Origin of the sequence: Mangrovibacterium diazotrophicum (genome assembly GCF_003610535.1) — a bacterium.
Taxonomy (GTDB): domain Bacteria; phylum Bacteroidota; class Bacteroidia; order Bacteroidales; family Prolixibacteraceae; genus Mangrovibacterium; species Mangrovibacterium diazotrophicum.
Genome location: NZ_RAPN01000001.1, coordinates 1,871,120 through 1,897,265 on the forward strand (window position 1 = coordinate 1,871,120; position 26,146 = coordinate 1,897,265).

The 26,146-nt window shown below is 44.1% G+C and carries 27 protein-coding genes; 8 read left to right on the top strand and 19 right to left on the bottom strand.

Features of this window, described 5'->3' with window-relative positions; translation table 11 throughout:
* Positions 1-27: 27 nt before the first annotated feature.
* The 8 genes from BC643_RS07140 to BC643_RS07175 form a co-directional block, all read right to left on the bottom strand.
* Complete coding sequence (locus BC643_RS07140; RefSeq protein WP_120272436.1) at positions 28-702, bottom strand: Ig-like domain repeat protein; 675 nt, start codon at positions 700-702, stop codon at positions 28-30.
* Between the two features lie 348 nt (positions 703-1,050).
* Entirely contained in the window at positions 1,051-1,653 is a 603-nt protein-coding gene (locus BC643_RS07145; protein ID WP_120272437.1) for a 2OG-Fe(II) oxygenase, read from the bottom strand.
* 85 nt (positions 1,654-1,738) lie between these two features.
* A complete protein-coding gene (locus BC643_RS07150; protein WP_120272438.1) occupies positions 1,739-2,290 on the bottom strand; it encodes a cysteine hydrolase family protein in 552 nt (183 codons plus the stop codon).
* A 262-nt stretch (positions 2,291-2,552) separates the two neighbouring features.
* Entirely contained in the window at positions 2,553-2,996 is a 444-nt protein-coding gene (locus BC643_RS07155; protein WP_120272439.1) for a hemerythrin domain-containing protein, read from the bottom strand.
* 95 nt (positions 2,997-3,091) lie between these two features.
* Complete coding sequence (locus BC643_RS07160; RefSeq protein WP_120272440.1) at positions 3,092-3,514, bottom strand: YtxH domain-containing protein; 423 nt, start codon at positions 3,512-3,514, stop codon at positions 3,092-3,094.
* A gap of 200 nt (positions 3,515-3,714) precedes the next feature.
* Complete coding sequence (locus BC643_RS07165) at positions 3,715-4,128, bottom strand: response regulator (RefSeq protein WP_120272441.1); 414 nt, start codon at positions 4,126-4,128, stop codon at positions 3,715-3,717.
* Between the two features lie 87 nt (positions 4,129-4,215).
* Positions 4,216-5,583 (bottom strand): sigma-54-dependent transcriptional regulator, encoded by a 1,368-nt coding sequence (locus BC643_RS07170; protein WP_120272442.1) that lies wholly within the window; start codon positions 5,581-5,583, stop codon positions 4,216-4,218.
* Positions 5,584-5,598: 15 nt separating this feature from the next.
* On the bottom strand, positions 5,599-8,040 hold the full coding sequence (locus tag BC643_RS07175; protein WP_170154489.1) for a hybrid sensor histidine kinase/response regulator: 2,442 nt from the start codon (positions 8,038-8,040) through the stop codon (positions 5,599-5,601).
* A 456-nt stretch (positions 8,041-8,496) separates the two neighbouring features.
* On the opposite strand from BC643_RS07175, the gene BC643_RS07180 reads away from it, so the two are divergent.
* Genes BC643_RS07180 through BC643_RS07190 form a run of 3 tightly spaced genes read left to right on the top strand, consistent with a single transcriptional unit; the run spans position 8,497 to position 9,065 of the window.
* Positions 8,497-8,703, top strand: coding sequence for a hypothetical protein (locus BC643_RS07180; RefSeq protein ID WP_120272444.1), 207 nt, complete (start codon positions 8,497-8,499; stop codon positions 8,701-8,703).
* A 27-nt stretch (positions 8,704-8,730) separates the two neighbouring features.
* Positions 8,731-8,916 (top strand): CsbD family protein, encoded by a 186-nt coding sequence (locus BC643_RS07185; protein WP_120272445.1) that lies wholly within the window; start codon positions 8,731-8,733, stop codon positions 8,914-8,916.
* Between the two features lie 2 nt (positions 8,917-8,918).
* The gene (locus BC643_RS07190) at positions 8,919-9,065 is read left to right on the top strand and encodes a lmo0937 family membrane protein (protein WP_120272446.1); all 147 of its coding nucleotides are present in this window, start codon (positions 8,919-8,921) and stop codon (positions 9,063-9,065) included.
* Between the two features lie 77 nt (positions 9,066-9,142).
* On the opposite strand, the gene BC643_RS07195 is transcribed toward BC643_RS07190, so the two are convergent.
* The 5 genes from BC643_RS07195 to BC643_RS07215 form a co-directional block, all read right to left on the bottom strand.
* A complete protein-coding gene (locus BC643_RS07195) occupies positions 9,143-9,430 on the bottom strand; it encodes a YdhR family protein (RefSeq protein WP_120272447.1) in 288 nt (95 codons plus the stop codon).
* A gap of 108 nt (positions 9,431-9,538) precedes the next feature.
* The gene (locus BC643_RS07200) at positions 9,539-11,566 is read right to left on the bottom strand and encodes a DUF3857 domain-containing protein (RefSeq protein WP_120272448.1); all 2,028 of its coding nucleotides are present in this window, start codon (positions 11,564-11,566) and stop codon (positions 9,539-9,541) included.
* Positions 11,535-13,367: a transglutaminase-like domain-containing protein gene (locus BC643_RS07205; RefSeq protein WP_147377162.1), complete on the bottom strand. Its 1,833-nt coding sequence runs from the start codon at positions 13,365-13,367 to the stop codon at positions 11,535-11,537. The genes BC643_RS07200 and BC643_RS07205 overlap by 32 nt, the downstream gene beginning before the upstream one ends.
* A 273-nt stretch (positions 13,368-13,640) precedes the next feature.
* Positions 13,641-14,546 (bottom strand): YihY/virulence factor BrkB family protein, encoded by a 906-nt coding sequence (locus BC643_RS07210; protein WP_120272450.1) that lies wholly within the window; start codon positions 14,544-14,546, stop codon positions 13,641-13,643.
* Positions 14,547-14,548: 2 nt separating this feature from the next.
* On the bottom strand, positions 14,549-15,670 hold the full coding sequence (locus BC643_RS07215; protein WP_120272451.1) for an AI-2E family transporter: 1,122 nt from the start codon (positions 15,668-15,670) through the stop codon (positions 14,549-14,551).
* Between the two features lie 413 nt (positions 15,671-16,083).
* Between BC643_RS07215 and BC643_RS07220 the strand changes: the two genes are divergently transcribed.
* The 5 genes from BC643_RS07220 (at position 16,084) to BC643_RS07240 (ending at position 19,068) form a co-directional block, all read left to right on the top strand.
* Positions 16,084-16,773, top strand: a complete 690-nt coding sequence (locus tag BC643_RS07220) for an OmpA family protein (protein WP_120274189.1) — start codon at positions 16,084-16,086, stop codon at positions 16,771-16,773.
* Between the two features lie 18 nt (positions 16,774-16,791).
* Positions 16,792-17,445, top strand: a complete 654-nt coding sequence (locus BC643_RS07225) for a porin family protein (protein ID WP_120272452.1) — start codon at positions 16,792-16,794, stop codon at positions 17,443-17,445.
* Between the two features lie 12 nt (positions 17,446-17,457).
* Positions 17,458-17,625 carry a DUF1328 family protein gene (locus BC643_RS07230; RefSeq protein ID WP_120272453.1) on the top strand — a complete coding sequence of 56 codons (168 nt, stop codon included), beginning with the start codon at positions 17,458-17,460 and terminating at the stop codon, positions 17,623-17,625.
* A gap of 48 nt (positions 17,626-17,673) precedes the next feature.
* Positions 17,674-17,973, top strand: a complete 300-nt coding sequence (locus BC643_RS07235) for a YtxH domain-containing protein (protein WP_120272454.1) — start codon at positions 17,674-17,676, stop codon at positions 17,971-17,973.
* A 255-nt stretch (positions 17,974-18,228) separates the two neighbouring features.
* Positions 18,229-19,068 carry a universal stress protein gene (locus BC643_RS07240; RefSeq protein WP_120272455.1) on the top strand — a complete coding sequence of 280 codons (840 nt, stop codon included), beginning with the start codon at positions 18,229-18,231 and terminating at the stop codon, positions 19,066-19,068.
* Positions 19,069-19,150: 82 nt separating this feature from the next.
* On the opposite strand, the gene BC643_RS07245 is transcribed toward BC643_RS07240, so the two are convergent.
* From BC643_RS07245 to gldG, 6 genes are all read right to left on the bottom strand, one after another.
* Complete coding sequence (locus tag BC643_RS07245; protein WP_120272456.1) at positions 19,151-19,945, bottom strand: CPBP family intramembrane glutamic endopeptidase; 795 nt, start codon at positions 19,943-19,945, stop codon at positions 19,151-19,153.
* 116 nt (positions 19,946-20,061) lie between these two features.
* Entirely contained in the window at positions 20,062-20,751 is a 690-nt protein-coding gene (locus BC643_RS07250) for a 2'-5' RNA ligase family protein (RefSeq protein ID WP_120272457.1), read from the bottom strand.
* A gap of 19 nt (positions 20,752-20,770) precedes the next feature.
* Complete coding sequence (locus BC643_RS07255) at positions 20,771-21,385, bottom strand: fumarylacetoacetate hydrolase family protein (protein ID WP_120272458.1); 615 nt, start codon at positions 21,383-21,385, stop codon at positions 20,771-20,773.
* A gap of 167 nt (positions 21,386-21,552) precedes the next feature.
* Complete coding sequence (locus tag BC643_RS07260) at positions 21,553-22,359, bottom strand: 3'-5' exonuclease (protein WP_120272459.1); 807 nt, start codon at positions 22,357-22,359, stop codon at positions 21,553-21,555.
* 95 nt (positions 22,360-22,454) lie between these two features.
* Positions 22,455-23,585: a DNA polymerase III subunit beta gene (gene dnaN, locus BC643_RS07265; protein WP_120274190.1), complete on the bottom strand. Its 1,131-nt coding sequence runs from the start codon at positions 23,583-23,585 to the stop codon at positions 22,455-22,457.
* A gap of 134 nt (positions 23,586-23,719) precedes the next feature.
* Positions 23,720-26,131, bottom strand: coding sequence for a gliding motility-associated ABC transporter substrate-binding protein GldG (gene gldG, locus BC643_RS07270; protein ID WP_120272460.1), 2,412 nt, complete (start codon positions 26,129-26,131; stop codon positions 23,720-23,722).
* Positions 26,132-26,146 lie beyond the last annotated feature (15 nt).

The following is a 26,146-nucleotide window of genomic DNA, read 5'->3' on the forward strand; positions in this document are numbered from 1 at the left end:
TATTCACTTCTTTGCCCTGCAAAACTACTAGCGGGCTTTTTTTGCCAACACCCCCTCGGATTCGATCTGTCTAAAGATATCGTGCATGCACTCGAGATACAATTCTTCGCCATTCTCCTGATCGTTGTGGAACGGATAAACAACTAACAGAAACGCTTGCACCCAGGTGTCCAGGTGTGCTTCCCGATTGTAGGTCGCTAACAAGTTTCCGGCATTGTCACTCACACTGAACTCCGCCTTGTACTTATCCCGGAATCGATAAGGAATCAGCGTTAAACCACCAATCTCGATCAACGTTCCGATCGAAAAACTGACAAACGAATTCTCTTTGCTGAATTTCATATCAATAACATAGTCGTATTGGCTTTTCAAGTCATTCAATTCCGCATTTTCACGCGAATCATTTATACTATTTGCCGTAAGACTCCATGTCTCGAATTTCTCAATGTTGCTGAATTCGTCCAGCGCGCCGTTGAAAATCTGACCGAATCCATTGAGGTAAGGTGTGCTTAATTTGGGAACCACGTCGTAGCCGACCGATTGCTTGTAATGTCGAAAGACAAACAAGACAGAAACCTTCTCCGCTTCTTTGTTTATTTCCGGTTGCTGGTTGTAAAGCCCGCTCACCGGCGAGCGGAAACTTGCGCAGCTACATATAACCAGCCCGAGCAAGAGCAAACCAAATTGAATTGACGGCTTCATAATGAGTGTGGTGTTAGGTTACTATTTTCGAGAAATTGACAAACCAGCTAATCACTGCTGAAAACGATCTGCATCATTCTTCCAGCTTTGCAAAAATTCCAGAAATACAAACTGATTTGAAGTTCATTTCTTGCTCTTCGCCAACACCTAAACCACCTTCAAACCAGCTATCTCTGAAAGCAGCAACGATTAATTCAATATACTAGAGCGACTATTTAATGTTACAATCGGGCTAATCTATCTGAGTCCGGCTATCTACCACGAAAATCACTTACCGAGTATCAGTAAGGTTTTCAACAGCCGCTCTCTCAAGATCAGCCCGATCATTTTAATTCAAGCTTGAAGCTACTACTTCAACCAACCCGTAACGCTATAACGATTTCGGTTTGCGGGTAACACTTCGTGCTCAATCAGTTCACTCTTAAAAATAACGGTCGTTCCCCAGCGGGGCGTAACCTTCACATCTCCCGAAGGCAAATAGAGCACCAGCGTGCCTCCGTCTTCCTCTTTCCAGTCTTCGTTCAGGTAAGTAACCACCGAAAACTTCCGGCTCTCGTCATTCTTAAACCGGTCGAGGTGCCGTTTATAGAAGTTTCCTTTTTCGAAACAGGCATAGTGAAATTCCCAATCGTGAATCCCCGTATAGCAAGTCCTGTTCAGGTAATTGCTGAACTGCCCGATCCGATCGACAAATGCGCTTTCGGACGGTTGCTCTGTGCCATTTTCAATCCAGTGGATTTTATCCGATCGAATGGCTCGCTCCTCTGTCAAATTGAATTGATTGCCGACTCCGGCACGTTTAAACTCTTCCTCTTTTAGTAACCGAAGTAACTCCTGCTTTAAACCAGTTAATACCTCCTGTTCAAAAAGCCCTTCCACAACAGCATAGTTGTGATCTACAATTCCATCAATAATCGCTTCGAATTGATGAAAAAAATTCTCCGGCTCCATGTTTTTATTTCCGTCTCATAAATTTTGATGGATCAAAAACATCGAACCGGAGATATTAGTTCGTTCCTGCGAAAAATATATTTTCCTAGGCAAGCACCGGCCGTTCAGTAAGAAACTCGCTGCAGCTTTGTAGTTTGATTTTTTCGTTGGTCGGAGCCATTTCCGACCATAAATAATTGAAATAATCAATTACCAGTCGCGCGGTAATTTGCGGACGATTAGCCGTGGTGTGACCATCTTTGATCACCGTGATTTTATAGTCGCGGCTCAAACCGCCCTTCACCGTCGCGTCAACACAAAAGTCGGTTGCACAACCGGTCACCACCAATTCGTCAACCCCACATTTGGTCAGTATACTTTGAAGTGAAGAATTATAAAAAGCGTCGTTTGCTATTTTGGAAATAACAATATCGTCAGGTTGTCGCGTCAATTCGGGGATTATTTCCCACTCCCGGCTACCCGGCATGCAATAGCCTTCGGCGGTGCCGTCGTGTTGAATAAAAATAACGGGCATCCATTCCTCCCGAAACCGCTCGGAAAGCTGATTGATACGTTCAATCACCCCTTCCGCGTCGTGTCTTGATGTCATCGGATTGAACGCAATCCGCTGCATGTCGATAATTAATAAAGCTTTCATTGTCTCTGATCTGTCAATTGTTACGCCTTGACATTACAAATCCGATGCCATAAACGCGCTGTTAAACATATACCAAAAAAATGCAAAACCGCCGGCTAGTGTTGGTTACTTCGGATTCGAAATCCATGTTCAGTTAAATAATCCCTGTTTCCCTTATTTAACAATTAACACAACACCGCACCGGCGGGACTAAGCTAAAAATGTGCAGGCAATTTAAAATCTGGGTAATTGCCTGTTTATATGATTGAGCAATTTATATTCGCTAAAGATCTTTCGTTTCCAAAGCCATCTCTAAACGCTTTTTTTTCAGATCTAAAAATTTTTTTCCCAACTTCTCTAATTTCGTTTTACTCAACTTCTCTTCTGCTTCAGGGAAAAGATCTTCTTCCTCCTCATCCAAATGATGATTGAGAATTTCTTCCAAAACCCCCATTTTCACTTTCCATCGATAATTGTCCTTGGGGAAATCAGCCAGATCCAGCAAAAGAACGTTCAACACATAGTGCTCTTCCTGCGACTCCAACGACTCTTTTTTCACATCGTCCATCGTATTGAGTTCACTCAGGAGCAAATCCTCCTCGAGTTCGTGATGAACATCCAAATTTTTTTTCAGGAGAATAAAATTCTCAGGGTCTTTATCAATTTTTTTCATTAGATCACGCATCTCGTCGTGATGATCTTTTAAGGCTTCTGTTATTGTTTTCATGGCTATTGGGGATTGTTTGTTTGAGATTAAAAGTACAGGGGAGAAAAACGCTGTAAAATTCTCCCCTGCTATCGAATGCTTGAGTCGAAAACCGACTACAAACTATCTTTCAAGGATTCTTTTACATCCTGGGCTCCTTCTTTGATATCGTGGCCCATATCTTCTAATTTGTCACCGGCTTTGTCTGACCAGTCGTCCAGCTTCTCACGAAGTTCGCGACTTTCATCTTTCATATTTTCCCAAGCTTCCTTGGTTTCTTCGCCAACATTTTCACCGGCCTCTTCCAAATCATTCCCGATTTCATCAATCGATTCATCCAGACGATCCAAACGCTGTTCGAGCTCCGCCATCAGTTTGGGGTCATCTTCCGTAACACTGTCAATCTTGTTTTCCAACTCCGACAGTTCATCCTTTGCTTTATCCATCGGTGTTTTAGGAGACGTCTGGCTGCAGGCAGCAAATAAAGCCGCAAAGGCCAATGAAGCAAAAGCTAATTTTAGTGTGTTTCTTGTTTTCATAGTTCGCAATATTTAAGGGTTAAAACATCCTGTTGTTTCCCTTAAGTCGGAATATGATGCCAAAATTTGAAAACCGATGACTACTTCGGCTGAAACTCCCTGTTATCAGCATCTTGGGAAATAAAAAAAAAGAGCCTGATTGCTCAGACTCTCTTTTTTGTTCATTTCTTAGTTGTGGAATTCTATCCTCAATTTGTGGACTAATTCTGCAAATTGATGTCATCCTTAATTAGAAGTTCGAGGAACTCGCTGGACAGCGGTTTCTCTAAATAGGCATTCACAAAATGATATTTCATCACCTTATCCCGGTCTTCTTTGCTTCGCGAAGACGTGCATACAAAAACTTCAACCGAATCTTTGAGATTCTTTAGTTTCTCAAAAGCCTTAAGGAACTCAAAACCATTCATTTTAGGCATGTATAAATCCAGCAAAATGTAATCGGGCAGTTCCTTTTTCTTAAGCTTGCTCAAATACGTAATTCCCTCCTGTCCATCTTTACAATGAACTAAATAATCAGCGAGATTCTTTCGTTCAAGTATTGAATTATAAACATTTACCATCTCCCTGTCATCGTCGATAAAAACTACTGTTTTATATTCAGAATTTCTTACCATCAAATAATCATTTACCCTAATGGATCCGTTTACCGCTGCGGATAAACCGAATCCTAACGTTCAACAAATACTTTTATTTGTGAAGTTTTACAAGTCAATATCGTAAAGCTTCATTTTATTATATAGTGTTTTTCTATCAATATTCAAGATTCGTGCCGCCTTCGACTTGTTGTAGCCAGCCTCCTGAATTGTTCTCATGATTAATTGTTTTTCAATTTCGGATGACGCGTTTTTCAGCATCGAGTCCGAACGATTGACAGTGACCTCTGCCACAGCCAGCTCTTCTTTCTCCGGAAAGACGATTTCGACCGGCAAGCAGGTTTTATCAATCAGATCGCCGCTAGCCAGCAGCACCGAACGTTTGACCACGTTTTTCAACTCGCGCAGGTTACCGTACCACGGATAATTGAGGAAGATTTGCTCGGCGTCTTTATCCAGACCGATGATAGAACGGCTCAACTCGGTATTGGCCTGCTTGATGAAGCTGTCGACAAAAACCAGCACATCATTTCCCCGTTCGCGAATCGGCGGCAAGGATAATTTGAACTCGTTGATCCGGTGATACAAATCTTCGCGGAAAGTACCTTCCTGCACATCACTGGCGAGCTGCTCGTTGGTTGCCGCAATAATCCGGATATCAATCTTTCGGCTCTTATCGTCACCCAACCGCGATACTTCCCGCTCCTGAATCGCCCTCAGTAACTTTAACTGAATTTCGTAAGTGAGGTTTCCAATTTCATCGAGAAAAAGCGTACCGCCATCAGCTTTCTGGAAAACCCCTTCCTTATCAGTAACCGCACCGGTGAACGATCCTTTCACGTGGCCAAACAATTCGCTGTTGGCAATATCTTTCGGTATCGCACCGCAATCGATCGCCACAAACGGTTTTCCACTGCGCAGACTATTTTCGTGGATAAAACGGGCAATGTATTCTTTCCCGGTCCCCGTTTCACCTTCAATGATTACTGACATGTTTGTGGGAGCAACTTTTTTAGCCAATTCCACCACCTGCTTGATCCGAGGGCTGTTGCCGACGATAAAATCACCATTAGTAAACGAAGGCTTACTTTTCGATTCGACCCGTTCCTGAGTCTTCGGCTTTTTCAATAGTTTCTCGATAAGGCCCATCAGTTCCTCCTGCTGAATTGGCTTGGTGATGTAATCATCGGCGCCCATTTTCATCAGCTTTACCGCCATCCGAACATCCGCATATGCCGTCATGATAATGACGGGAATGTCGGCGTTCATCGCCCGGACTTTTTGCAACACTTCCAGCCCGCTTGAGTCGGGCAGGCGAAAATCGCAGAGAACCAAATCGATAGCACTTCCTTTAAAGATTTGAAAGGCACTTTGGGCTGAATAAGCCGTTTCAACCTGGTATTTGCGGTTTTTCAAGTGTTTTTTTAAAATCTCACAGATGAAAGAGTCGTCATCGATGATCAAAATTTTTCCCATATCTCGTTGTTCCTTTTATGATTTCGTGAATTTTAAATCGATCTCCTGATCCACTTTCCTGACAGCGGCCAAAGTTTCGTCCACCAGGCATGGAATATCTTTGAAATTGCGCACCCGCAGAGCCAAATCCTCCAGTTTTTGAAGGCGCTCGACAATTCCGTTCAACTTGAAGAATTTGAAAGAAGGAATCGCTTTATGAGCAGCTTCTCCTACCCCGTCGAAATTCTGATCAGCCAATTCCCGTTCCAATCTTTCCATCAACGCTTTGGCATTGCCCTGGAAGTTTTTGATCATCATCCCGATAAATTCCTGATCGCCGGCAGCTGTAGCTTCAAGCTCCGACATATCCAGCTCGTCAGCCTGTAAAGCCGCTTGAACTGCCTCCACCTTTTTCGCCTTCCGGGTCGTCAGCTTGGCGTCGATTCCCAGCGCATTACAAATTTTGTTATACAAGTCCGTTTCTTTATAAGGTTTAATCAAATAATCGTCAAAACCAGCTTTCAAGTACTTTGCCAAATCGGAATGCAGCGCATTCGCCGTCACAGCCATTGCGGGAGTTTTGTGATTGAGCTGCTTTCCCGATGAGCGAATCTTCTTTATCAGATCCACCCCGGTCATCTCCGGCATGTGAATATCCAGCAAAATCGCATCAAATTCTCTGCTTTCGAGCAAAGCCAGCGCTTCGCCTCCATCACGCGCCATCGTCAGGTCTGTTTCCCAACCCGTCATAATCATCTCGGCCAACAACAAATTGTGGTCATCGTCATCTGCAATCAGAATGCGCTTTCCTTTCAGATTTTTATCTTCCATTGAGAATTCTTTGGAATCTTTAGGCAATGACTCCCGATTAGCCTTTTCAAACGGCAGCTCAACAATAAAGGTCGAACCAACACCCACTTTGCTTTTGACCTTGATTTCCCCCTTCAGCATTTCGACCAGGCGCTTACAGATTCCGAGTCCCAAACCGGCACCGGTCCGTCGCCCGGGGGTACTCGCCGATCCCTGCTCGAACACGTTGAATATATTGGAGAGATCTTTCGCACTGATTCCGATGCCGGTATCCTCAACCTCGAAACGCAGCTCAACACGACGTTTTAGGTTCTTTTTTAATTTGCAGCGAAAAATAACTTTACCGGCCTCGGTATATTTAATGGCGTTCACAAGCAGGTTCATCAAAATTTGGCGTAGACGGAACGGATCACCGATCAACGCTTCCGGCAATTGATCATCGCACTCGAACTCGAAGTCGAGCCGATTTTCGATGGCTTGCGCTTCAAACATCACCTGTAACTCACTCAATATATCCATGAGGCTGAAGGGCACTTTCTCGAGGTAGACTTTCCCCATCCCGAGTTTAAATAGAAACACCACTTCCCCTACCAGGTACATCAAGTGGTCCGAGGCATTTTGCACAAGTCTGACCAGACGCCGCTGGTCTCCATTCAAATCGGTTTTGGCCAACTGGTTCGAAAAACCCACAATGGCGTTCAGCGGAGTCCGAATTTCGTGACTCATATTGGCAATAAAGATCGACTTAGCCTGGTTCGCTTTTTCGGCTTCTTCCCGGCTTTTCCGCAACTGTTCCTCTATCAGCTTGTCGTTCGTGACATTTTGTGCAATCAGGATTCCCGCCACGGTTTTTCCTTCCGCATCTTTCAGCGGAGAACCTACCAGGTAATAGATCTCGTCGCGGAAACGAACTTCACCCTCGGTTTTTTCACCATTTAAAATTTTATTATAGAATGGGTAAATGCTTCTTACAGTCTTGCGATCGTAAGCCTCAAAAATGGTCTTCCCTACGAAATCGATATTCGTAAAATTGAAGCGTTTCTTTTCGCCACCCGCAGCAAACAAGTAGCGATATTCTTTGTCAAATAAATAGATATCGATTTCCGGCATGTTCTCGAAAATCACGGATTGGTAATTTTCGAGGTAGACCAAGGGATTACTGGGACATCGGATAAATACAATGAAGCGATCTTCGGAAGGATTGCTGAGTTTCATCTCCACAACCAGCTTGCAATTGCCAATTTCTCCCTGGTTCGATTTCAGATTAACGTCTATTTCCTGCGTCGTATTTTTATCCAAAGCTTCGCGAAAGCAAGCTTGGAATCGCTTAAAATCCTCTTCCTCCAAAATGTCCCGAACAAACAGACGCGACTCCAGCTGCGAGTACTTTTGCTCGAGCAAACCATGCATGCCACCAAAATGTAAGATCTCGAACTCGGAATTCAGAACCCAGATGCTATCCTGCTTTTTGTTCTCCTGCAATTCGATGGTGGGATACTCAACCACTGCGTCCAGCTTACTTACCCTTATTTTATCGAGTTGTTGCAACAGCCAGGTCTCCAACTCCTGGATTTCCTTTATCGGCCGACTTTCGTTGGCTACTGTTTCACGAATAAGCTCGGATAATTGAAATAAAGAAGTATTCAAATTCTCTGACTGATTTGTCATACAACAGTTTTTGATTGTTTTGCCTGTGAATTCGAGAAATCGTTTCTCTCCCGTTCTGCCATTTAACGGAAGATTTTTTACAAAGGGAAATGACAGCCAAGCAAAAGATTGTTTAACCTTTCCCCACATGTATTACAACAACAATTTCCTGAATAAGTTATCGATCGCATCCTAAATTTAGGAAAAACCCAATACAAATCGATCAATCTACATACGAAACCTCCATCTGTTAACAATTCTTTTTCGGCAATAGGAAGATGAACATTTTGCACTAACGTTCCTCTATTTGAGGAAATTTGACCACACTATCTCACATAATCAAACATTGACAGCACAGGTACCAAAACACCGACAAACACCTAACCAACAACACATTAAACACGCAAAAATGCTATTGCCTTTTGCATTTGGCACACTTTTGAACCTATTCTTGTCAAACATCTAAAACCAATCGTTATGAAAATTATTGGAACAATTCTATTCATCGCAGGATTCATCGGCATCATCTTTTTCGGGATCCAGGCAATCAATGATTCCGACAGTTTTAACTTCCTCGGACTGGACGTTGCTGTTAGCTCAGCTAACTGGACTCCGCTTATCATTAGTGGTTTTGTTACCCTGGTCGGCATCATCTTGTTTCAACTTAGAGGACAACACGCCTAGATATTATTAACCTTAAAACATAAAGTCATGGATAAATTAGAAATTAAAGGACAATGGAATATTGTTAAAGGAAAACTGAAACAGAAATACGGAGATTTAACCGACGACGATTTGAGTTACTCTGAAGGTAAAGAAGACGAATTGATCGGCCGTCTTCAGAAAGCGACCGGAAAAGCCCGGGAAGAATTGGTGGACGAAATTAACAGCCTGTAGTCATGAGATCAATTTTATATATCCTTGCCGTGATCTTAATCATCGGCTGGCTGCTGGGAGTGTTCGTCTACTCCGTTGGCTCCTTAATCCACATCCTTTTGGTCTTCGCGGTTATCTCTATTTTAATCTCGCTGATCAAAGGCAGGTAAAGCAACATTTGCTTCGTAACTACTATAAAAGTCCGGCTGAAAGGATTAATACTTTCACCCGGACTTCTCTTTTTAAACTACTCCCTCAACGAAAACAAAACATCCAACACTTCAATCCCGGGGGCCTCAGCAAGCTCATAAGCTTTCGGAATTGAAGCCGCCAGCTCCGACTGCCGAAACGTCTGTAACGACTCCTCCGAATCCCAAACATAAACCCCTCCAAAACTGTTGGGTTCTCCCATTTTTACATAGTATTTTTGAACCAGGCCCGGAATGGCCTTAAACTGTGGCTCTCGCTCATGAGCGCGTTTCAACAACTCCTCCTCCGACAAGTTCGTTTTCAAACGAATGATTTGCATGATCATAACTTTCGATTTTCCGGATTAAACAAAATCGGCAAGTTCATTTTCAGGTTTAACTGCTCTAACGGAAAAACAAAGGCCGTCGTTACAAATCGCGAACAAGCGTTTTAACTACGATTTCCTGCGTTTTAAAAGCAAGCGAATATTCTTCACCTCTTTCACCTGATCATTCAATAGCACAAGCTGGTCGTAATCCGTTTTGGGAATCAAATCCGCAAAAATTTTGTAACTCGAATTAATAACTAACTGTTTGTTACCAACCAAATTCATATTGAATGAATACTCGCCAGTTTCATTCTTCAACTCGCTTTTCGGATCGTTGGCCCCGAGCAATTCGACTTCGTAGGGAAAAGTCAGAATGATGACAAAAGAATCGCTGTAGCTGTAATCCAGGTAATAATCCAGCTCGGTTGAATCATTCGGAGTTTCAATCTCGGTGTGCTCGATAAGTTGATCGAGCGAAAGGCTGACCAAACTATCATTCACAAAAGTGAGGGCATTTTCAATCCGTCCTTCTGCTTTCAAGTGGAACGAAAAAGGCTTGATCGAGTCCAGTTTGACGTCGGTTATGGTATCCACTTTAATCGCCGATTCACCGTCTTCGTACTCGGCCACTGCACCATAAAAATTGCTCATGGCCTCGTTCTGACTCAAGGTGCTGAAGAAATTTCGAACATCAGTCGACAAACCACCGGACAATTGATAGCTCGACTTAAAACTGACTTCCTTCGAGGCTGAATCGACCTGACAAATCAGGATCTGCTTGGCGAAATTCACATTCGCATTCATCCCCGGCAAAGTAAAAAGACTGATCGTCACCGAATCCGCCTCAGCCAATTGCAAGTCATAATCGATAAACTTGTCCTTCCGTTTCTTCTCCTCGGTTAAAAAAGGCTTTGCCGCAACAGCATCTGTGTGATACAAGGCTGTCGGAATCTCGTCAATCTGGTATTTGTAAGTCATATCACTCGGATAAAGCAAAGTCAAATCGCCCTTTTCATTCTCAAAAGCGAAAAAAATGTGATCGTATTCACCAATCCGAATGTAGTACGGATCGATCGGACCGGCTCTTTTGCTCCGCGCAAAAACTGCCCAGTAATCAATTCCCAAATCTTCCAGTACCTGCCGATAAAACCGTCGAATACTGATCAGGTCAAAATGCTTCTCTTTCAGAAAATAGCCACTCGACTTGAACAACTCACCTTCCTGCACCGGAAGGATGTCGAAATTCTTCCGCACATTGTCCAACAACAAATTGAGCTGGTAATACTTGCTGCTATCCGCAGCTACGCCAAGTACATCCTTTTTCCATCGTTTGTAATAGGTCGAATTCTCCCGATCCAACAATATTGGTTGCGTCAAATAATTAAATTCCTGGTTGTAAACATCCTTCCAGGCCCTGTATTCACTGTCCTTTTTTACCACCGAGTAATAAAAGTAAGGCAACTCGCAAGGTAAACAGGCGTATTGATTTTCTTCCAGGCCCTCAACCGCTTCCTTTTTAAACAAGCAGTAAATCATCGTATCGTTCGCTACAATCCGCGGATCTCCCAAACCGTTGTAGACTTTGTAGCGAATGGTTTGCCCCGGTGCCGTACGAATCGAAAACTCGGTATTCAAACTCGGCACCTCGTGATAAAGGTTCACAAATTCACCGGTCTCATTTTCGCCTTTAAACTCCGAATACTCATACGAAATCTGTATTGTATCGCCCGGTTCAACCCCCGGAATCGGGTAAGTCAGTATCCCGTCCTGCTCAAATTTATCACGATGACTGAATACCAGGCTCGAATCCATTTCGACAACGGAACCGTCGCATTTCAAGGTGCTGACGTGGATCGTTTGCAGGTGATCAGCAACCGACTTACTCAGCTCGAGTAACGCAAACTTCTCCACTCCTGCTTTCGTATTCACTACCAGTTTATTCTGATAGGACGTGTATTTTTTATACCGGCTAAAGGACTTCGAAAAAGTCACATCGGAGTATGAATACAGCAAATAGGCATCGGAATTTTGGCACCGCTTCCGGAATGCGGAGTCGACTCCGGTTTCGGCGGCAATCACTCGATTACAAACCAGCAAAGTGAAAGCCAGTAGAAGCAGGTTGCTAATTCTTAAGTTTAAGCAAGATCGGGTCATTGGTCAGTTTTTTGAAGTATTTTAAGATCTCGTTTGTTCGGGCAATATTTTCTTTATTCACCAAAATATAACCAAGCTGAAACTCGTATTTGCATTCGACCTCCGATTCGGAAAGACTACTCACCGAATAGGTCACCGAAATATCATCCTTGGTAAAAGTCTTCTCAATCGGACTAAATGACTCTACCGGGTCACCGAGCTTTATCCGCAGCTTGACTTTTTTGTCGAGCGTGTTGCCCAGGTAGGTTCCAGGAGTCAACTTATCGCGGGGTTCGTTTTCAAGCAAGGGTGGCAAAAAGTCGACAAAGAGAAACAGGTTCTGATTATCTGTCAAAATCTTTCCGTTGACCGCCAAATTTCCGGAAATCTCTACCCCATTCTCCCCTTTTGGCTGAATCTTCAAATCCGAAATCCGCTGATTCCCGAATACATCTTCGTAATAATCTTCACCAATCGACCGCCGCTTGTCTTCGTTCTGGTTCAACATGACAGCTTTCAGAAAATTACCGGAAATACCGCCGTACCGGGCATTAAAAACGCCATTCATAGCTTTGTGTTCCGAATCCGCCGTCAAATCAATCTCATAGTTTAATAGGTTGTCGGCTGCCGGAGGAATGCCTGTATCGTAGAAGAAGCCGCCATCAGGATTGAAAATAAAGATGGAACGCCCCTGGATCGCCTGAATGGATTTCCCGGGAACATGCAGAGGGTCGGTCGGATCCAATAAAATCATTTGATCATCGATGTAAGCAACGCAGATAATGTGATTGGCAGAACCGATCGAAGGGAAGTTACAGTCGGCAATATTGTCGTGGGTTGACGCCATGGCAACCGTACTTTTGATGCCTTTGTATTTCAGAGCGTCTGACAACAGATTCGACAAATCCTTACAGTCTCCGTGCTTGTTCGTAAACACCTCGTTCACATCTGACGGGATAAAAGCGCCCATACCGATTTCAATAGCCACGTACTTGAAATTCGAGCGAATGTAATTGTAAAGCGTATCCATAATCGCCCTCTGGTCAGTAATGCCCTGCGTTAATTCATCAATTTTCGCCTTCACCTCCGGGCTTAGTCCCCTGGTGGATTCGAGCTTGCCCAGGTACCAGTCTTTCAGATACTGTTCCCCTTCCTTCGGGTAATTTGCAGGTACAACCAAAATCCGCATCAACGGCACCGACATGTTTTTGTAGATCCCAAGCAAAGTCAAGGCATCAGGTTGAATTTTTTGAGGAGCAACTTCAATTTTCCATCGCATGTTCTGTTCCGATTGAATGGAATCCAACACCAGGTAGCTCAACGAATCCCGGCAAACAATATCATGTACCATTCGGAACGAATTCGGCACAATGACTTCATATTTGAGCGTGTCAATATTATCGTATGAAAAGAACTGCAAATTTGAAAAATACATCAACTCGGGGCATGAAACCGCGTAACAAATTTGTGCTTCCGTTCCGGGTGGAATCGCAATGGACTTCAGTTTTTTACTCGATACCACATCGGTATCAATCACGTTCTCCGCAATCACCGGGCTTTTCTCCTGCTTGTATCGTTTCCCCGATTTATACGACACTGTCAGACCGGACACTTTTTCAAGTTCCGAATCATAAATGATCGGGTACATGACCGGAATGTCAGTCTGTTTGAGGAAAATGTTGATCTGCCGGGTGAAACTGGTGTCTTCCCTCACTTCAATCAGTTCCGAGTACGAACTTATCTGCATATTCTGACCTGCAGCGGCCAACACACAGAAAAAGAAAGCGACCGGCAATGCTATTTTACGATAAGCGTTTTTCACAAGTAGTGCAAAGTTGGTTAAACTTGAATTCCATGATCAACGCAAAGGGCTGGACAAAAATAAGTTTAAAGATGATCTCGAACACCGGCATCGGTTCGCCGGCATAGCAATCTCCTCATTCTGTTTTCTCTCACCCGAACTGCATTTTGAGGTTAATTTACAAAACTTTGCAAAACATATTTATTAGCAAGCGTAATTTGTCTTCTTTCTAAACAAATTGGGTTGAGCTGCATAAAGGCAAGGCTTTTGAACGATAAAAATGATGTTTTCAACTCAAACATCCTTATCGATACGGAATGGTATTGCGTAATTATTCGGTTGGTTGCGATGCTGGCGAAAGCGCGAAAACTCGTACGAAAGTTGCACGCCAAAATAGAAAATCAGCGAAGAATAGTAAACCCACATCAGCAGTACGATGACGGAACTGGCTGCGCCGTAGACCGCCCCCAGATTACTGGAGCCAACCAAAATTCCGATTAAAATTTTCCCGAGTGTGAATAGTAGGGCTGTGAAACCGGCGCCAAACCAGGCGGCACTCCAATGCACCTCCACATCGGGTAAAAAACGAAAGATTAACGCGAATGCACTCATGATAATCCCCAGAGTCAACACATGATTCGTCAACCGGGCCAGAAACACGAAATTGGACGAAAAGTGGTTAGTCAGGAAATTACTGAGCACCGAAATACCGGCGTCGACAACCAGCGAAATGAGCAACACGAAACCAATACTCAAGATGACGCCGAAGGATGCCAGGCGATCCATGACCAGTTTCAGCAGGTTCATTTTGAAATTTGACTTCACTTTTACCCGCCAGATATAGTTGATCGAATCCTGCATTACCGTAAACAAAGTGGTGGCAAAAACCAGGAACAGAATAATCCCGATAATAGAACCAATCCCGCTGTTTTCGGCAATTTTATAATTATCGATGGCATCCTGCAGCAGGCTTGAACTCTCCGAACCAACCAGCACATTCAATTCGTCGAACAACTTTCCGCGAATCGTGCTTTGCCCGGCCAGATACCCGAAAACCGAAATAATAATGATCAGGATTGGAGCTGTCGAGAAAATGGCAAAGTAAGCCGTTGTTCCGGCCAGCTGAATCGGACGATTATCCAGAAAATGTACGATCGCCTTTCTAAAAATTTTCCAAATACTGTTTAACTTCTGCTTCATGTTTAATCGTTAGCTCCTCCTTCTCCATTCTTTCGCTTCAACAAGTTACGCCATTTATTAAACCGAATTTTATGATTCTCCACCCCGCGGTCGCTAATTAAATAGGCAAAAGGTTGAAGATCCTCAACATTGCGCATAATAATTTTCAGAATAGCCAGCAGCGGCACAACAATCAGCATTCCGGCGACACCCCAAATCAAGTTCCCGAGTAATAAGCTAAAAATGATGGCAAACGGATTGATCTTGATATTGCTCCCCACAATTCCTGGCGTGATCAGGTTGTTCTCAAGGAGCTGAACGATCCAGAAAAGCAGGAAGATTTGGACAATCATCTGAAATGGTTCCTGCTCGGTAAAAAACACGTACAAAACAGGAAGCAAGCCACCAACAAACGTACCGATATAGGGAATCAGGTTTAAGACCGCTGCACCGATTCCGAACAAAATGGCATGTGGTACCCCGATAATTACCAAACCAATGCTGTTCAATACCGCCAGTATCAAAATTACAATCAGCAAGCCACCCATATACCGCGTCGTTACGTGCGACACCTCGCGCATAATTTTAACTACTTTTGCCCGATCCTTACGCCGAACCAGGCGGATGATAAAATGAGCTGTTTTGGTGCGATAGAAAAGAAGAAAGAACGTATAAACCGGCAGAATGAGCACCTGAAAAATGGTCGTTGTTGTCGCCGAGAAAAAAGTTCCCAACTTGGTTTCCCAAGATTTAAAAACATTCTCTGAAATCCGGTTGAAATAGCCATCCAGCGTATGAGAGTTTAGCCGAAGTCGTTCTTCCAAAATCGCAATCAGCGAATCGATCTTCGTATCAACCTGTGCTTTCATCTGCGAGAAATCAAAATTCAGATTCGATATCCGAATCGAGACTAACAGGATGATCGTACCAATGATAGCCAGAGCTAAAAGAATAATGAGGAAAATCGCCAAACCACGTTGTACACCCCAATGCTCAATCTTTTCGACGACCGGATATAATAAATAAGCAAAAAACACACTCACCGCCAGAGGTATTAAAATATTCTTGGCGAGAATGAGTCCTAAAATAACGATCGAACTGCAGAAAAGAAAAAGAGCAACTTGGGTGAGGCTTGGAGTTTTCATATTTAAACAGGTATTATTTTACTATTCCTGAAAGAAAGAATTGTGCCAACAAGGCAAGGCAGCTCAAACCAAGGGTTCCGGGGCTTCACATATCATCTAATACAAACGAACAAGCCACAAAGTTGTGGAAATTGTGGAAAGAATTTCACGCGAAACCACAGCTATCCTGCACTAGTCGCATTCACCAAATCTGCCCGCCCCCCAGCTTCATCCAAGCGCAATTGTGTAGAAATTGCATCAAACTGTGGAGGCTCCGAAGCATAAAACCGTTGCAGAAACAATTTACCACAAATGACACCAACACAAATTTAAGCACTGATCTACTGTTCATTAGATACAGCAAAATTACATTTCCCAAAACAAATGGCACAGATATCGAACTAAAGGTAAGCGAAACACTAAATAGCAGTTCTATGAAAACGAAAACTTTTAAACCCCAACGGGTACTCTTTCTAAGCCTGATGATTGCAGGCTCTGTCGTCCTGAATTCGTGTAACAGCTCACGTACTTTGAAAGGTGGAGCAATTGGTGCCGGAGCCGGGGGAGCCATCGGGGGAATCATCGGATCGGGATCCGATCACACAGCAGAAGGAGCAATTATTGGGGCCGCGATCGGAGGAACAGCCGGCGCATTGATTGGACGATATATGGACAAACAGGCGGAAGAACTCGCCGCAGACCTGGAGGGCGCAACAGTTGAACGAGTTGGCGAAGGAATTAAAATCACATTCGACTCCGGTATTTTGTTCGGCTTCGACCAAAGCGCTTTGACACCCGAGGCCGAAGAAAATATTGCCGAGTTGGCCGAAACATTGCAAAAATATGATGACACTAATATCCTGATTGAAGGATACACTGATAACAAAGGATCAGAACAATATAACCTGGCACTTTCGGAAGCCCGCGCCGAATCGGTTGCCTTGCGGTTAACCAATCTGAATGTGGCTTCATCCCGCCTGCAGTTAGAAGGTTACGGCGAAAGCATGCCGGTTGCTGACAACTCAACTGAAGCGGGTCGCCAGAAAAACCGAAGAGTGGAAGTTGCCATCATGGCCAATAAGAAACTTCAACGGGCAGCCGAACGCGGCGACCTGGACGTCTAATAAAATTGAACAAACAACATGAAAAAAATTATTGTAGCGCTTACCGTTTTTACCGGACTGATGGCAGCAAAGCCAGCCGGAGCACAGGATTATACTGACAGAAAAAATTCGGCAATTGGATTGAAAGGTGGTTTAAATATGAGCAGTTTAACGATTGATGATAATTCCGACAAAAACCTGAAATTCGGATTTCATGTCGGAGCATTTGATAAGATCCCGCTCAGCGATCGATTCGCTATTCAACCCGAATTACTGTATTCGGTGAAAGGGTTGAACTACTCCTACGACAACACCACCGGAGTTGATGGCGACAGCCAGTTTAAACTCCACTACATTGATTTACCCGTACTGCTGGTTTTCAATCTTGCCGAAGATTTCTCATTTCAGGTTGGCCCATACGTTGGCTACCTGGCCCATGCAAATGTGGACACAGATGCAACTATTTTGAACAACTTCGGTATCAATGAGAACGAGGAGATTGACCGGGATAACTTTAACAAGTTTGATTACGGTCTGACCGCCGGGATGACTTTCGACCTGGATCCGCTCCTGATCGGATTCGACTACAGCATGGGCTTCAACCCTGTTGCCCGCGATGATCAATCAGCAGAAATGCTGCTGGGAGATGCCAAGAACAGAGTTATCCAAGTGTTTGCAGGCCTTAAATTTTAAAACCAAATTACCATGTTACGTTACGTTTTAATTTTCCTCGTTGTCGCCATTATTGCTGCAATTTTTGGATTTGGCGGAATTGCAGCCGGCGCTGCCGAAATAGCCAAAATTATTTTCTTCATTTTCATCGTGTTGCTTCTACTTTCGGTAATAGCAGGCGGTATAAGAGGTTTCCGATAGGAACTTGAAAACAGAACAACAGTTATTAATTTTTAAATTTCAAAAGCTATGAACAAAACAGTGAATTTAGTAATCGGATTGGCTGCCGGCGCAGCAGCAGGTGTATTGACAGGAATTTTGGTTGCTCCTAACAAAGGAAGCAGAACACGCAAAAAACTAATGCGCAAAACACGCAAAATGACCAATGAGGTTTCAAAATCTATTCACAAAAAACTGGATGACTTGGAAGACCAGGTAAAACACGTGAAAGACAAAACAGAAGCTGAAATCAAAGCAAAAGCCGAGCAGGTGAAACAAACCATCAACAACAAGATAGACAAAGAAGCTCACAAAGTTTCGTCGAACTAATTGTTGCGGTCAAGCCTACTAGCCGGAAACGGTTAGACTAAACAAAAAATCAGAAACGACAACTAAAATGACAAGAGTCTCATCTTCCGGTACAGGAGATAAATTGTAAAAAATTGTACTGGCGGTTTCACCTCCGCCAACGACAGGTATGACTGATTTGCAGCATACTGCAAAGAAGAAGGGCTCTGCAAAACAGGGCTCTTCTTCTTTTTACCAAATAAGAAGACAGAACAATAACAACTAAAAATAATTGCCATGAAAAAGATATTAGTATTTGCCTATCCTTTCAATCAGATTGAACGGATTGTAGACTACTCTGTACGTTTTGCCCGCGACCTGGGCTTGCCACTCGAGTTTGTCCATGTGGTCGAAGAACCGGTTATTCCGGCTGATCCAATGACCAGTAATTTCAACACTGGAGGTATTACAGCCGACACCGTCCCGAACGACTTTGTTGAAAATCGCTCGCGTGTGCTGCAGAAGGTACTCAGCATAAAAAATGCATCGATGGAAATCCCGGTTTCTTATAGTTTCAAAGTTGTACCAGGCTCCGTACAAATTTTGGCAGCCGACATTTCATCGCGAAATGATATTGAGATGGTACTGGTTCCAAACCTGCCCGACCAGGATTCGAACCAACCGTCAATTGACCTGATTGAAGGCACCGATCATCCGGTGTACGCCTTCCCTCTTGAATCGGAATACCACCCGATCCGAAAAATTGTCTACGCCTCCGACTACAACGAAAAAGATATGGAAGTCGTCAAACATCTTTCAAACATTGCCCGAAAAGTTGTTGCTTCAATTACTGTTTTCCATGTTAATAAAGATGACAAGTACGAAGCGCATTTGAAGAACGATGGTTTCAGGGAGCAGTTGGAACAAAATCCCGCCTTACGAGGGATAGAAGTTACCGAAACAAAATCAGAAAAGATTGTTCGCGGAATCAAAGATTTCAGTAAACGGAATTATGCCGACTTAGTCGTTCTGTTGAAAGAGAACAAAAACTTCATTCGCGAGTTTTTCGGGAAAAGCACAACCAAAGATTTAGTAAAAGACAGCCCAATACCTGTACTGATTTATCACGAAAGTTGATAAACGGAGACTCAAATGAAAGCTGGAGACAACCCGATTGTCTTCAGCTTTTTTTATCCCCAGGAACCAAACAAATTGATCCTTATTGTTTATCTCTGAAAAGATGACGAAGGTGATACAAACTCACTCCTAAAACTGTTAGAGCCAACAGTGTGACAAAAAGAAAGCGATCCACGCCGCCATAGTAGTCTGTAATACTACCGCCGGAGGTCGGATCTTCGCCGGAATAGTCTGAAATGAAAGAAGTTAAATTGCATGTAAAGTGGATTAAAATAGTAAACCACAGGTCTTTGGTGTTAACGTAAACCCAGCCCATCAATACCCCAACCGTAAAAGCAACCACGAACTGCGGAATATTCAGGTGAGCGATACCAAACAAGAGGCTCGACAAAAGGATTGCTTTCGTCGCCCCGTATTTTTTCAGCAAGCCATCCAGAATGATACCCCTGAAAATCAACTCTTCAAAAATAGGAGCAGCAATAACAACTGTCAGAAAGCCAAACATGCCCTTCATTTCGCCCATCTCCTGCAATACCTTTTTCAGAAAATCGGACATCGGGATGACGCTTAAAATCGGGCTGACGACGCCAATTAACAGCGCGATTGTTGCAATTACAACCGGAACAATTAACCGATAATCCTTTGTTTCGAACGAAAAAGATCTGCTACCCGACTTTCTTGCGCGATAGAAAAAAGCCCAGGCTAGCGTCGCTCCGTTGATCAACAAATAGATCAGAAAGAACTGAAGCTCTTTATCGATCAAACCATTCAAGGGTATAATAATCAATGTGGCCAGTAAAGTAAATAGGAAATACATGCCCAGAACTCCAAAGCTCTGTTTTACATCGGGATAGGCCTTCAAGCTCAAGTCTTCCATGTTCGAGGATCATTAAAAGGTTAGGGTGCTTTTGAACTACCCTAATAAACAAAATTATTCTTAATTATCCAAGTGGAAAATATGGCCTAACTCCGGAATTCAGGGAAGATGATCCATTAACTGTTGCCGGACAACTCTATCGAAGCCAATAGCTTTAAATACTCGTTCCGGTGTAACCAATCGTTGTGAACGAGCTCCAGTTCAGAAACCGGGAAACAACCAAAATCAAAATTGCGATATTTCTCCAGCAGCGCTAGAAGAGCCTGTCTGTCTTGGAGTTTTTTTCGGAAACGAACAACTGTAGAATGGGCCGTTTGAACCGAGTAGCTACCGCTGATCGCATGTTCCAGTTTATTCTCGTTCAACTTGTTTTGCAAATGGTATCGAATCGCAGCCAAGCACGGTTCGTTTTCAAATCCCTGAATCATCACCGCTCCTGGAGAAGCTGTGATTCCCCGAAAACAAATTTCAAAGGGTTCTATAGAAGACACAGACTCGCGGACCGTGCGAATGTATTCGTCCGTGTTGATCTGCGACAATTGGAACGCTTTATTGGGTAAAATCAACGAGGCCACCGACACGTGAATATCCGAATCAGGATAATAATATTGTTCGGGTTCAAGATGACGCAGCTCGGCCAAAAATGCTTCGATCCTGGCCCGAACTTCGGTTGGTGGCCGAAGTCGCAAAATCAGCCCCATCTCGTCAGGCACCCGGTTCATTCGGTCATCCAACTCTTCCTCGCCCGAAGCAATCTTCGAAACGGCCCGATCGTAAAGCTGGTTGTAGTATTCCGAAAGCGTCATCTTTGACCTTAGAGTGAAACTACTTCACTTCGAAATCGAACATCTTGCGACCTTCCAGAAAACCTTCCAAACGATCGCCAATAGCCACAGGCCCAACACCTGCGGGAGTACCAGTGTAAATCAAATCGCCGATTTTCAGTGTGAAATAGTTTGACACCTGGCTGATCAGCTCGTCAATTGGGAACAGCATGAACGAGCTATCGCCGTTTTGCACCAGTTCGCCATTCTTCTTCAACTGAAATTTGATCGCGTTCACATCGGGCAATTCCGTTTTCGGAATAAAATCGGTGCTGATGACTGCTGAACGGTCAAAGGCTTTGGCCTTTTCCCAAGGCAGACCTTTGTCCTTTAATTTATTCTGCAAATCGCGTGCTGTAAAATCAATCCCAAGTCCAATCTCATCGTAGTAACGACTGGCAAACTTGGGCTCAATATTCTTGCCCAAACGATTGATCCGCACAATCAATTCGCACTCGTAATGCACATCCTGGCTAAACGAAGGAATATAAAACGGATCGTTGTTGCGCAACAAAGCCGAGTCGGGCTTCATAAACATCACCGGTTCCGTTGGAATATCATTATTCAATTCGCGCGCGTGCTCGCTGTAATTCCGTCCTATGCAAATAATTTTCATGATTCAAATTCTAAACTAGTTCCAAGATATTGGCTGCAAGCCACAAGAGCATCCCAACCAATCTAAAATGACAAACTCGGATATTGAAAAATAGCCTAGTCGCGAGACTGAGACTGAGACTGAGACTTTACACTATTGGCTCCAAGCCCTTTGCACTTCGCCCCCTGCTAATTGTCTTTCATTCGCAGCTTGATGGCGGTCAATACCTTTTTGGTGTAAAGTGGGAACTCGCCATTCATAATCCAACCAAAGTAACCGGGCTGCTCGCGCAACACCTGCTCAACCGGGATTCCTTTATTCTTGCCAAAGTTGAACACTTCAACACCTTTCTCATCATAAACAATGCGACCAATGAAATCCACGTTGCGGTCGTACGATGAAAACTCGCTCAACGCGTTCACATCATTCTGAATCGGCTTGGTAATTTTACCTTTCGCATCTTCGAACTCGGCATCCTGATAAACATCCAGCTGAGCCTTCAGCACCTCGTAAGTAGCCTTGGTATCGGCTAACGCGCTGTGGGCATCTTCCAAATTCTGCTGGCAATAAAACTTGTAAGCTGCAGCCAAAGTGCGTTTCTCCATTTTGTGGAAAATTGCCTGTACATCAACAAACTTGCGCTTTTTGAAATCCACATCCACATCAACGCGCAGGAACTCTTCAGCCAAAAGCGGAATGTCGAAGCGGTTCGAATTGAAACCGGCCAAATCACAGCCTTCCATAAATTTTGCCAACGACTTGGCCACTTCCTTAAACGTTGGGCAGTCCTTCACGTCTTCGTCATAAATTCCGTGCACTTTGCTGGAAGATTCAGGGATCGGCATTTCCGGATTGATCCGCATTTCCTTGGTTTCTTCTGTTCCGTCCGTGTGGACTTTTATCAACGCGAGCTCTACGATTCGGTCCGTAGCAACATTAATTCCCGTTGTTTCCAAATCCAAAAAGATGAGTGGATTTCTAAGATTCAGTTTCATTTTGTTTGTTTTCTGATTCGGCTCGGCGGCCGGTTATGAATAAAAAGCCTAACAAGATGTCTCCTGTTAGGCTTCCGAACTATTTAAGTTACTTATTAAGCATTGATCATCATTGGCATCAACAGCATCAACACATCTTCTTCGTCGAAGTCTTTTTCGGCCGGGAGTAACAGACCTGCACGAGTCGGGTCTGACAGTTCTACGCGAACTTCCGACGAACTCAGATTCGACAAAATCTCCAACAGGAAGGTTGATTTGAAGCCGATCTCGATCTCTTCGCCCTCATATTGACATTTGATACGTTCAACAGCCGAAATGGAGAAATCGACATCCTGTGCCGACACCACCAGCTGGTTGCCATCGATGTGGAATTTAATGAGGTTGCTGGCCTGGTTGGCAAATACCGAAACACGTTTGATGGTGTTGTAGAATTCCAAACGGTCAACAATCAGTTTATTTGGGTTGTTGGTTGGGATCACCGAATTGTAGCTCGGGTAGTTTCCTTCAACCAAACGGCAAATCAATTTAAAATTACTTAGCGTGAAAAAGGCGTTCTTTTCGTCAAACTGCAGTTTCACATCGTAGTCTTCTTTCACCAACAGGTTCTTCAACAACGACGCCGGTTTTTTAGGTAAAATGAAAGAAGATTCCACTTCAGCTTTTGCATCGGCACGTTTGTAACGAACCAATTTGTGAGCATCCGAAGCAACGAAAGTCAAATCGTTATTTCCCAGTTCCAGGAAGATCCCGTTCATTACCGGACGCAACTCATCGTCGGCGGTTGCAAACAAGGTACGCTGAATACCACTTTGCAAAACATCGTGCGGAACCTGGATGGTAGAAGCTGCCGCTTCGTTCAGTTCGGGCAATTGCGGAAATTCATCTCCGTCCTGTCCAACAATACTGAACTTACCGTTTTCAGAGTAGATATCAATGCCGAAAGTGTCCAAATCAAATTTGAAAGTCAACGGTTGATCCGGGAATTCTTTCAGGGTGTCGTTTAACAATTTTGCGGGAACAGCAATATCACCAGTTCCTTCGGTGTTATCCAGCTCAAGACTGGTAATCAGTGTTGACTCCAAGTCTGAAGCAGTAACCGTCAATCGGTTTTCTTCCAGTTGAAATAAATAATTATCCAAAATGGGTAATGTATTCTTCGAACTAATCACTTTACTGATCGCATTCAGGTGACTTAGCAATTCGGTACTGGAAACAACAAATTTCATTGACATTCTCTTTTAGTTTGACTTATCATTTTAAGAGGAAGCGGAAATTCAACTCCTGCGCCTCGTGAATACACGAATATACAAACTTTGCATTGGTTTCCCGAGAATTTATATTCACAATTTATACAAAGTAATTAACCACGGTATTTCCGTATCCGGACGAAGTGGAAAACCAGTCCGAATACCACGATAATCAGCAGCGGAAGAACCACATTCAGCACTTGCCAAAAGGTTTTCTCCTCGCGCAAGCGCACCTTGTCGAGCAGTCGAATTTTAAACACGCGCGACCGCAGTTCCATTATTCCCGAGTTATCGCAAAGGTAGTTTACGGCATTCAGCAAAAAGGCCTTGTTACCGAAGGTTTGTTGCGAATATTCATCGTATCCCAAAGGCTGTGTGCGCACCTGTCCGTTTCGTCGCGAAACCTTGTTGGCAATCAGGCTGCCATCTGCCAAAACAATCTGTTTGGCAGGTTCCGATTTATCCAAAACATCAATACCAAGCGGATTGAATTCCCGGGTCATGCGATTACTAAACACAGAAGGAAAACTTCCTTCCAGTAGCACGCCGACCGGAATATTGGACATATGAAACAGCTCCTGCGCCGGTGGATCGTTGATGCTTTGCAAGCTAATTTGCTCGGGTGTTCCTATTTTTCGGGAATAGGCTGAAGTATGCAGAATAACTGATTTGCGGATCTCCGGATTTTTTCCAACCGTATCAATCGAGCTTACAAATTCAGATTTCAGGCGATTCAGATTCCGACTGATCACATTATCTTCCGCTGGCGTCAGCAAGGGCGAATAATACCAGGGTGCCGGCGTGAATTTGGGCTGCGATGCCACCGGCGAAGTGTTCACCGGAATAAGAACACATTCCACATCCTGCAGCAAATCCGGGTTCACCCGAACGCCGTACTTAAACAGCTGATCCATCAGATTCAGGTCTCGGGGGAAAGCGATTGTCGTTTCACCACGGCTCAAGCTATCCAGACTCACCTGCACCGGATCGAACAGCCACAGCAGGTTACCTCCCCGCATCAGGTACTGATCGATGTAAAATTTTTCCTGCTCACCAAAAGCTTTCGATGGGTCGGCAATAATCAACGCTTTCGGTAAGGTATCATTTTGGAACAATTGTTCCGCTGTTCGGTCAACCACCGTGTAATTCTCGGACAAGCCCTGGCGAATATCCCAGGTTTCGGGATCGCCCAGTTCATCTTGTCCGGACAGAAATGCTACTTCTTCCTTATCGCCCTGCTCAACCTGGCGAATCGCATTCATCAATTCAAACTCGAGCGTTTCAATCGAATTATTCAAGTTCTCGTCAGCAGACAGAGACGGGTTATTTTTCAACAGATTGATACCAACCAGCTGATCGCGATACCGAAGCACAGCTCCCGGAAAAATCAGCTTGGTCACTGTTCCTTCTTCTTTATTCTGGCGTAAATCGGTGGGCTGCAATCCAAGGTTCACCAACTGATTGAACAACTTATTTCGTTCGTCATTATTCGAAATATCGTAAGGATCCTTCCGAACCGACTGAATCCGAAAATCGGCCCAGGCATCCATATCCTGCACCTTTTCTTCCACGGCGCGCTGCAACTGCCGAAATCCCGGAGGCAAATCGCCGGCCAGATACAAATCAACTTTAATCGGCGCGTCCAGCTTTTCAAGCAGTGTTTTCGATACGGTTGAAAGGCTGTAACGTTTTTCCGTTGTCAAATCGATACGAAAGAACCAGGCCGAACCGATAAACATCACCACAATAACAACTGCAACCAGAAAGCCGGTTTTCTTCAATTGCCGCTTTAGGTTCTGCTGCTTGCGACGCAAAAACAGGCTGGTCAAAACCAACACGATGCCGGTTACCAAAACGAAGTACAGCACATCACGCGAATCAACCACTCCCCGGCTAACCGAGTCGTAGTGCTCACTAATTCCCATGTTCAGAAAAAAGGTTTTCACGACCATCGGCACTTCCATCGCCGCAACAAAATCAAAACCCGAGTAGAAAATAAAGCACAAAATTAGAGCTGTGATAAAAGCAAATACAGGGTTGTCGGTCAGCGAAGATGCCAACACGCCCAACGCGACGTAAAGTGCCGCCAGCAGAAAAAGCCCAATAAATGAGCCCCAGGCAGCACCACTGTCCCAGTTCCCAACCGGGTTACCGAGACTGTAGATGGAGTAGAAATAGACCAAAGTTGGGAGTAAACAGACCACCACCAAAAACAGGCCAGCCAGGTATTTGGCCCAAACCAACTGCAACAATGAATACGGCCGGGTAATCAGAATTTCGAGTGTCCCCAGGCGCTTTTCTTCGGCAAAAAGGCGCATCGTTAAAGCCGGAATAAGGAATAAAAAGATCCAGGGAGCCAACTGAAAATAGGGACTCAACGAGGCATATCCGTTCTCTATCAAATTATAAGTACCGGGGAAAACCCACAAGAACAAACCATTGGCGATCAAAAAAACGAAGGCTACCAAATAGCCGGTTAGGGACCCGAAGAAGCTGGTAATTTCTTTCCGAAACAGACTATACATATCAGAGGGTTGATT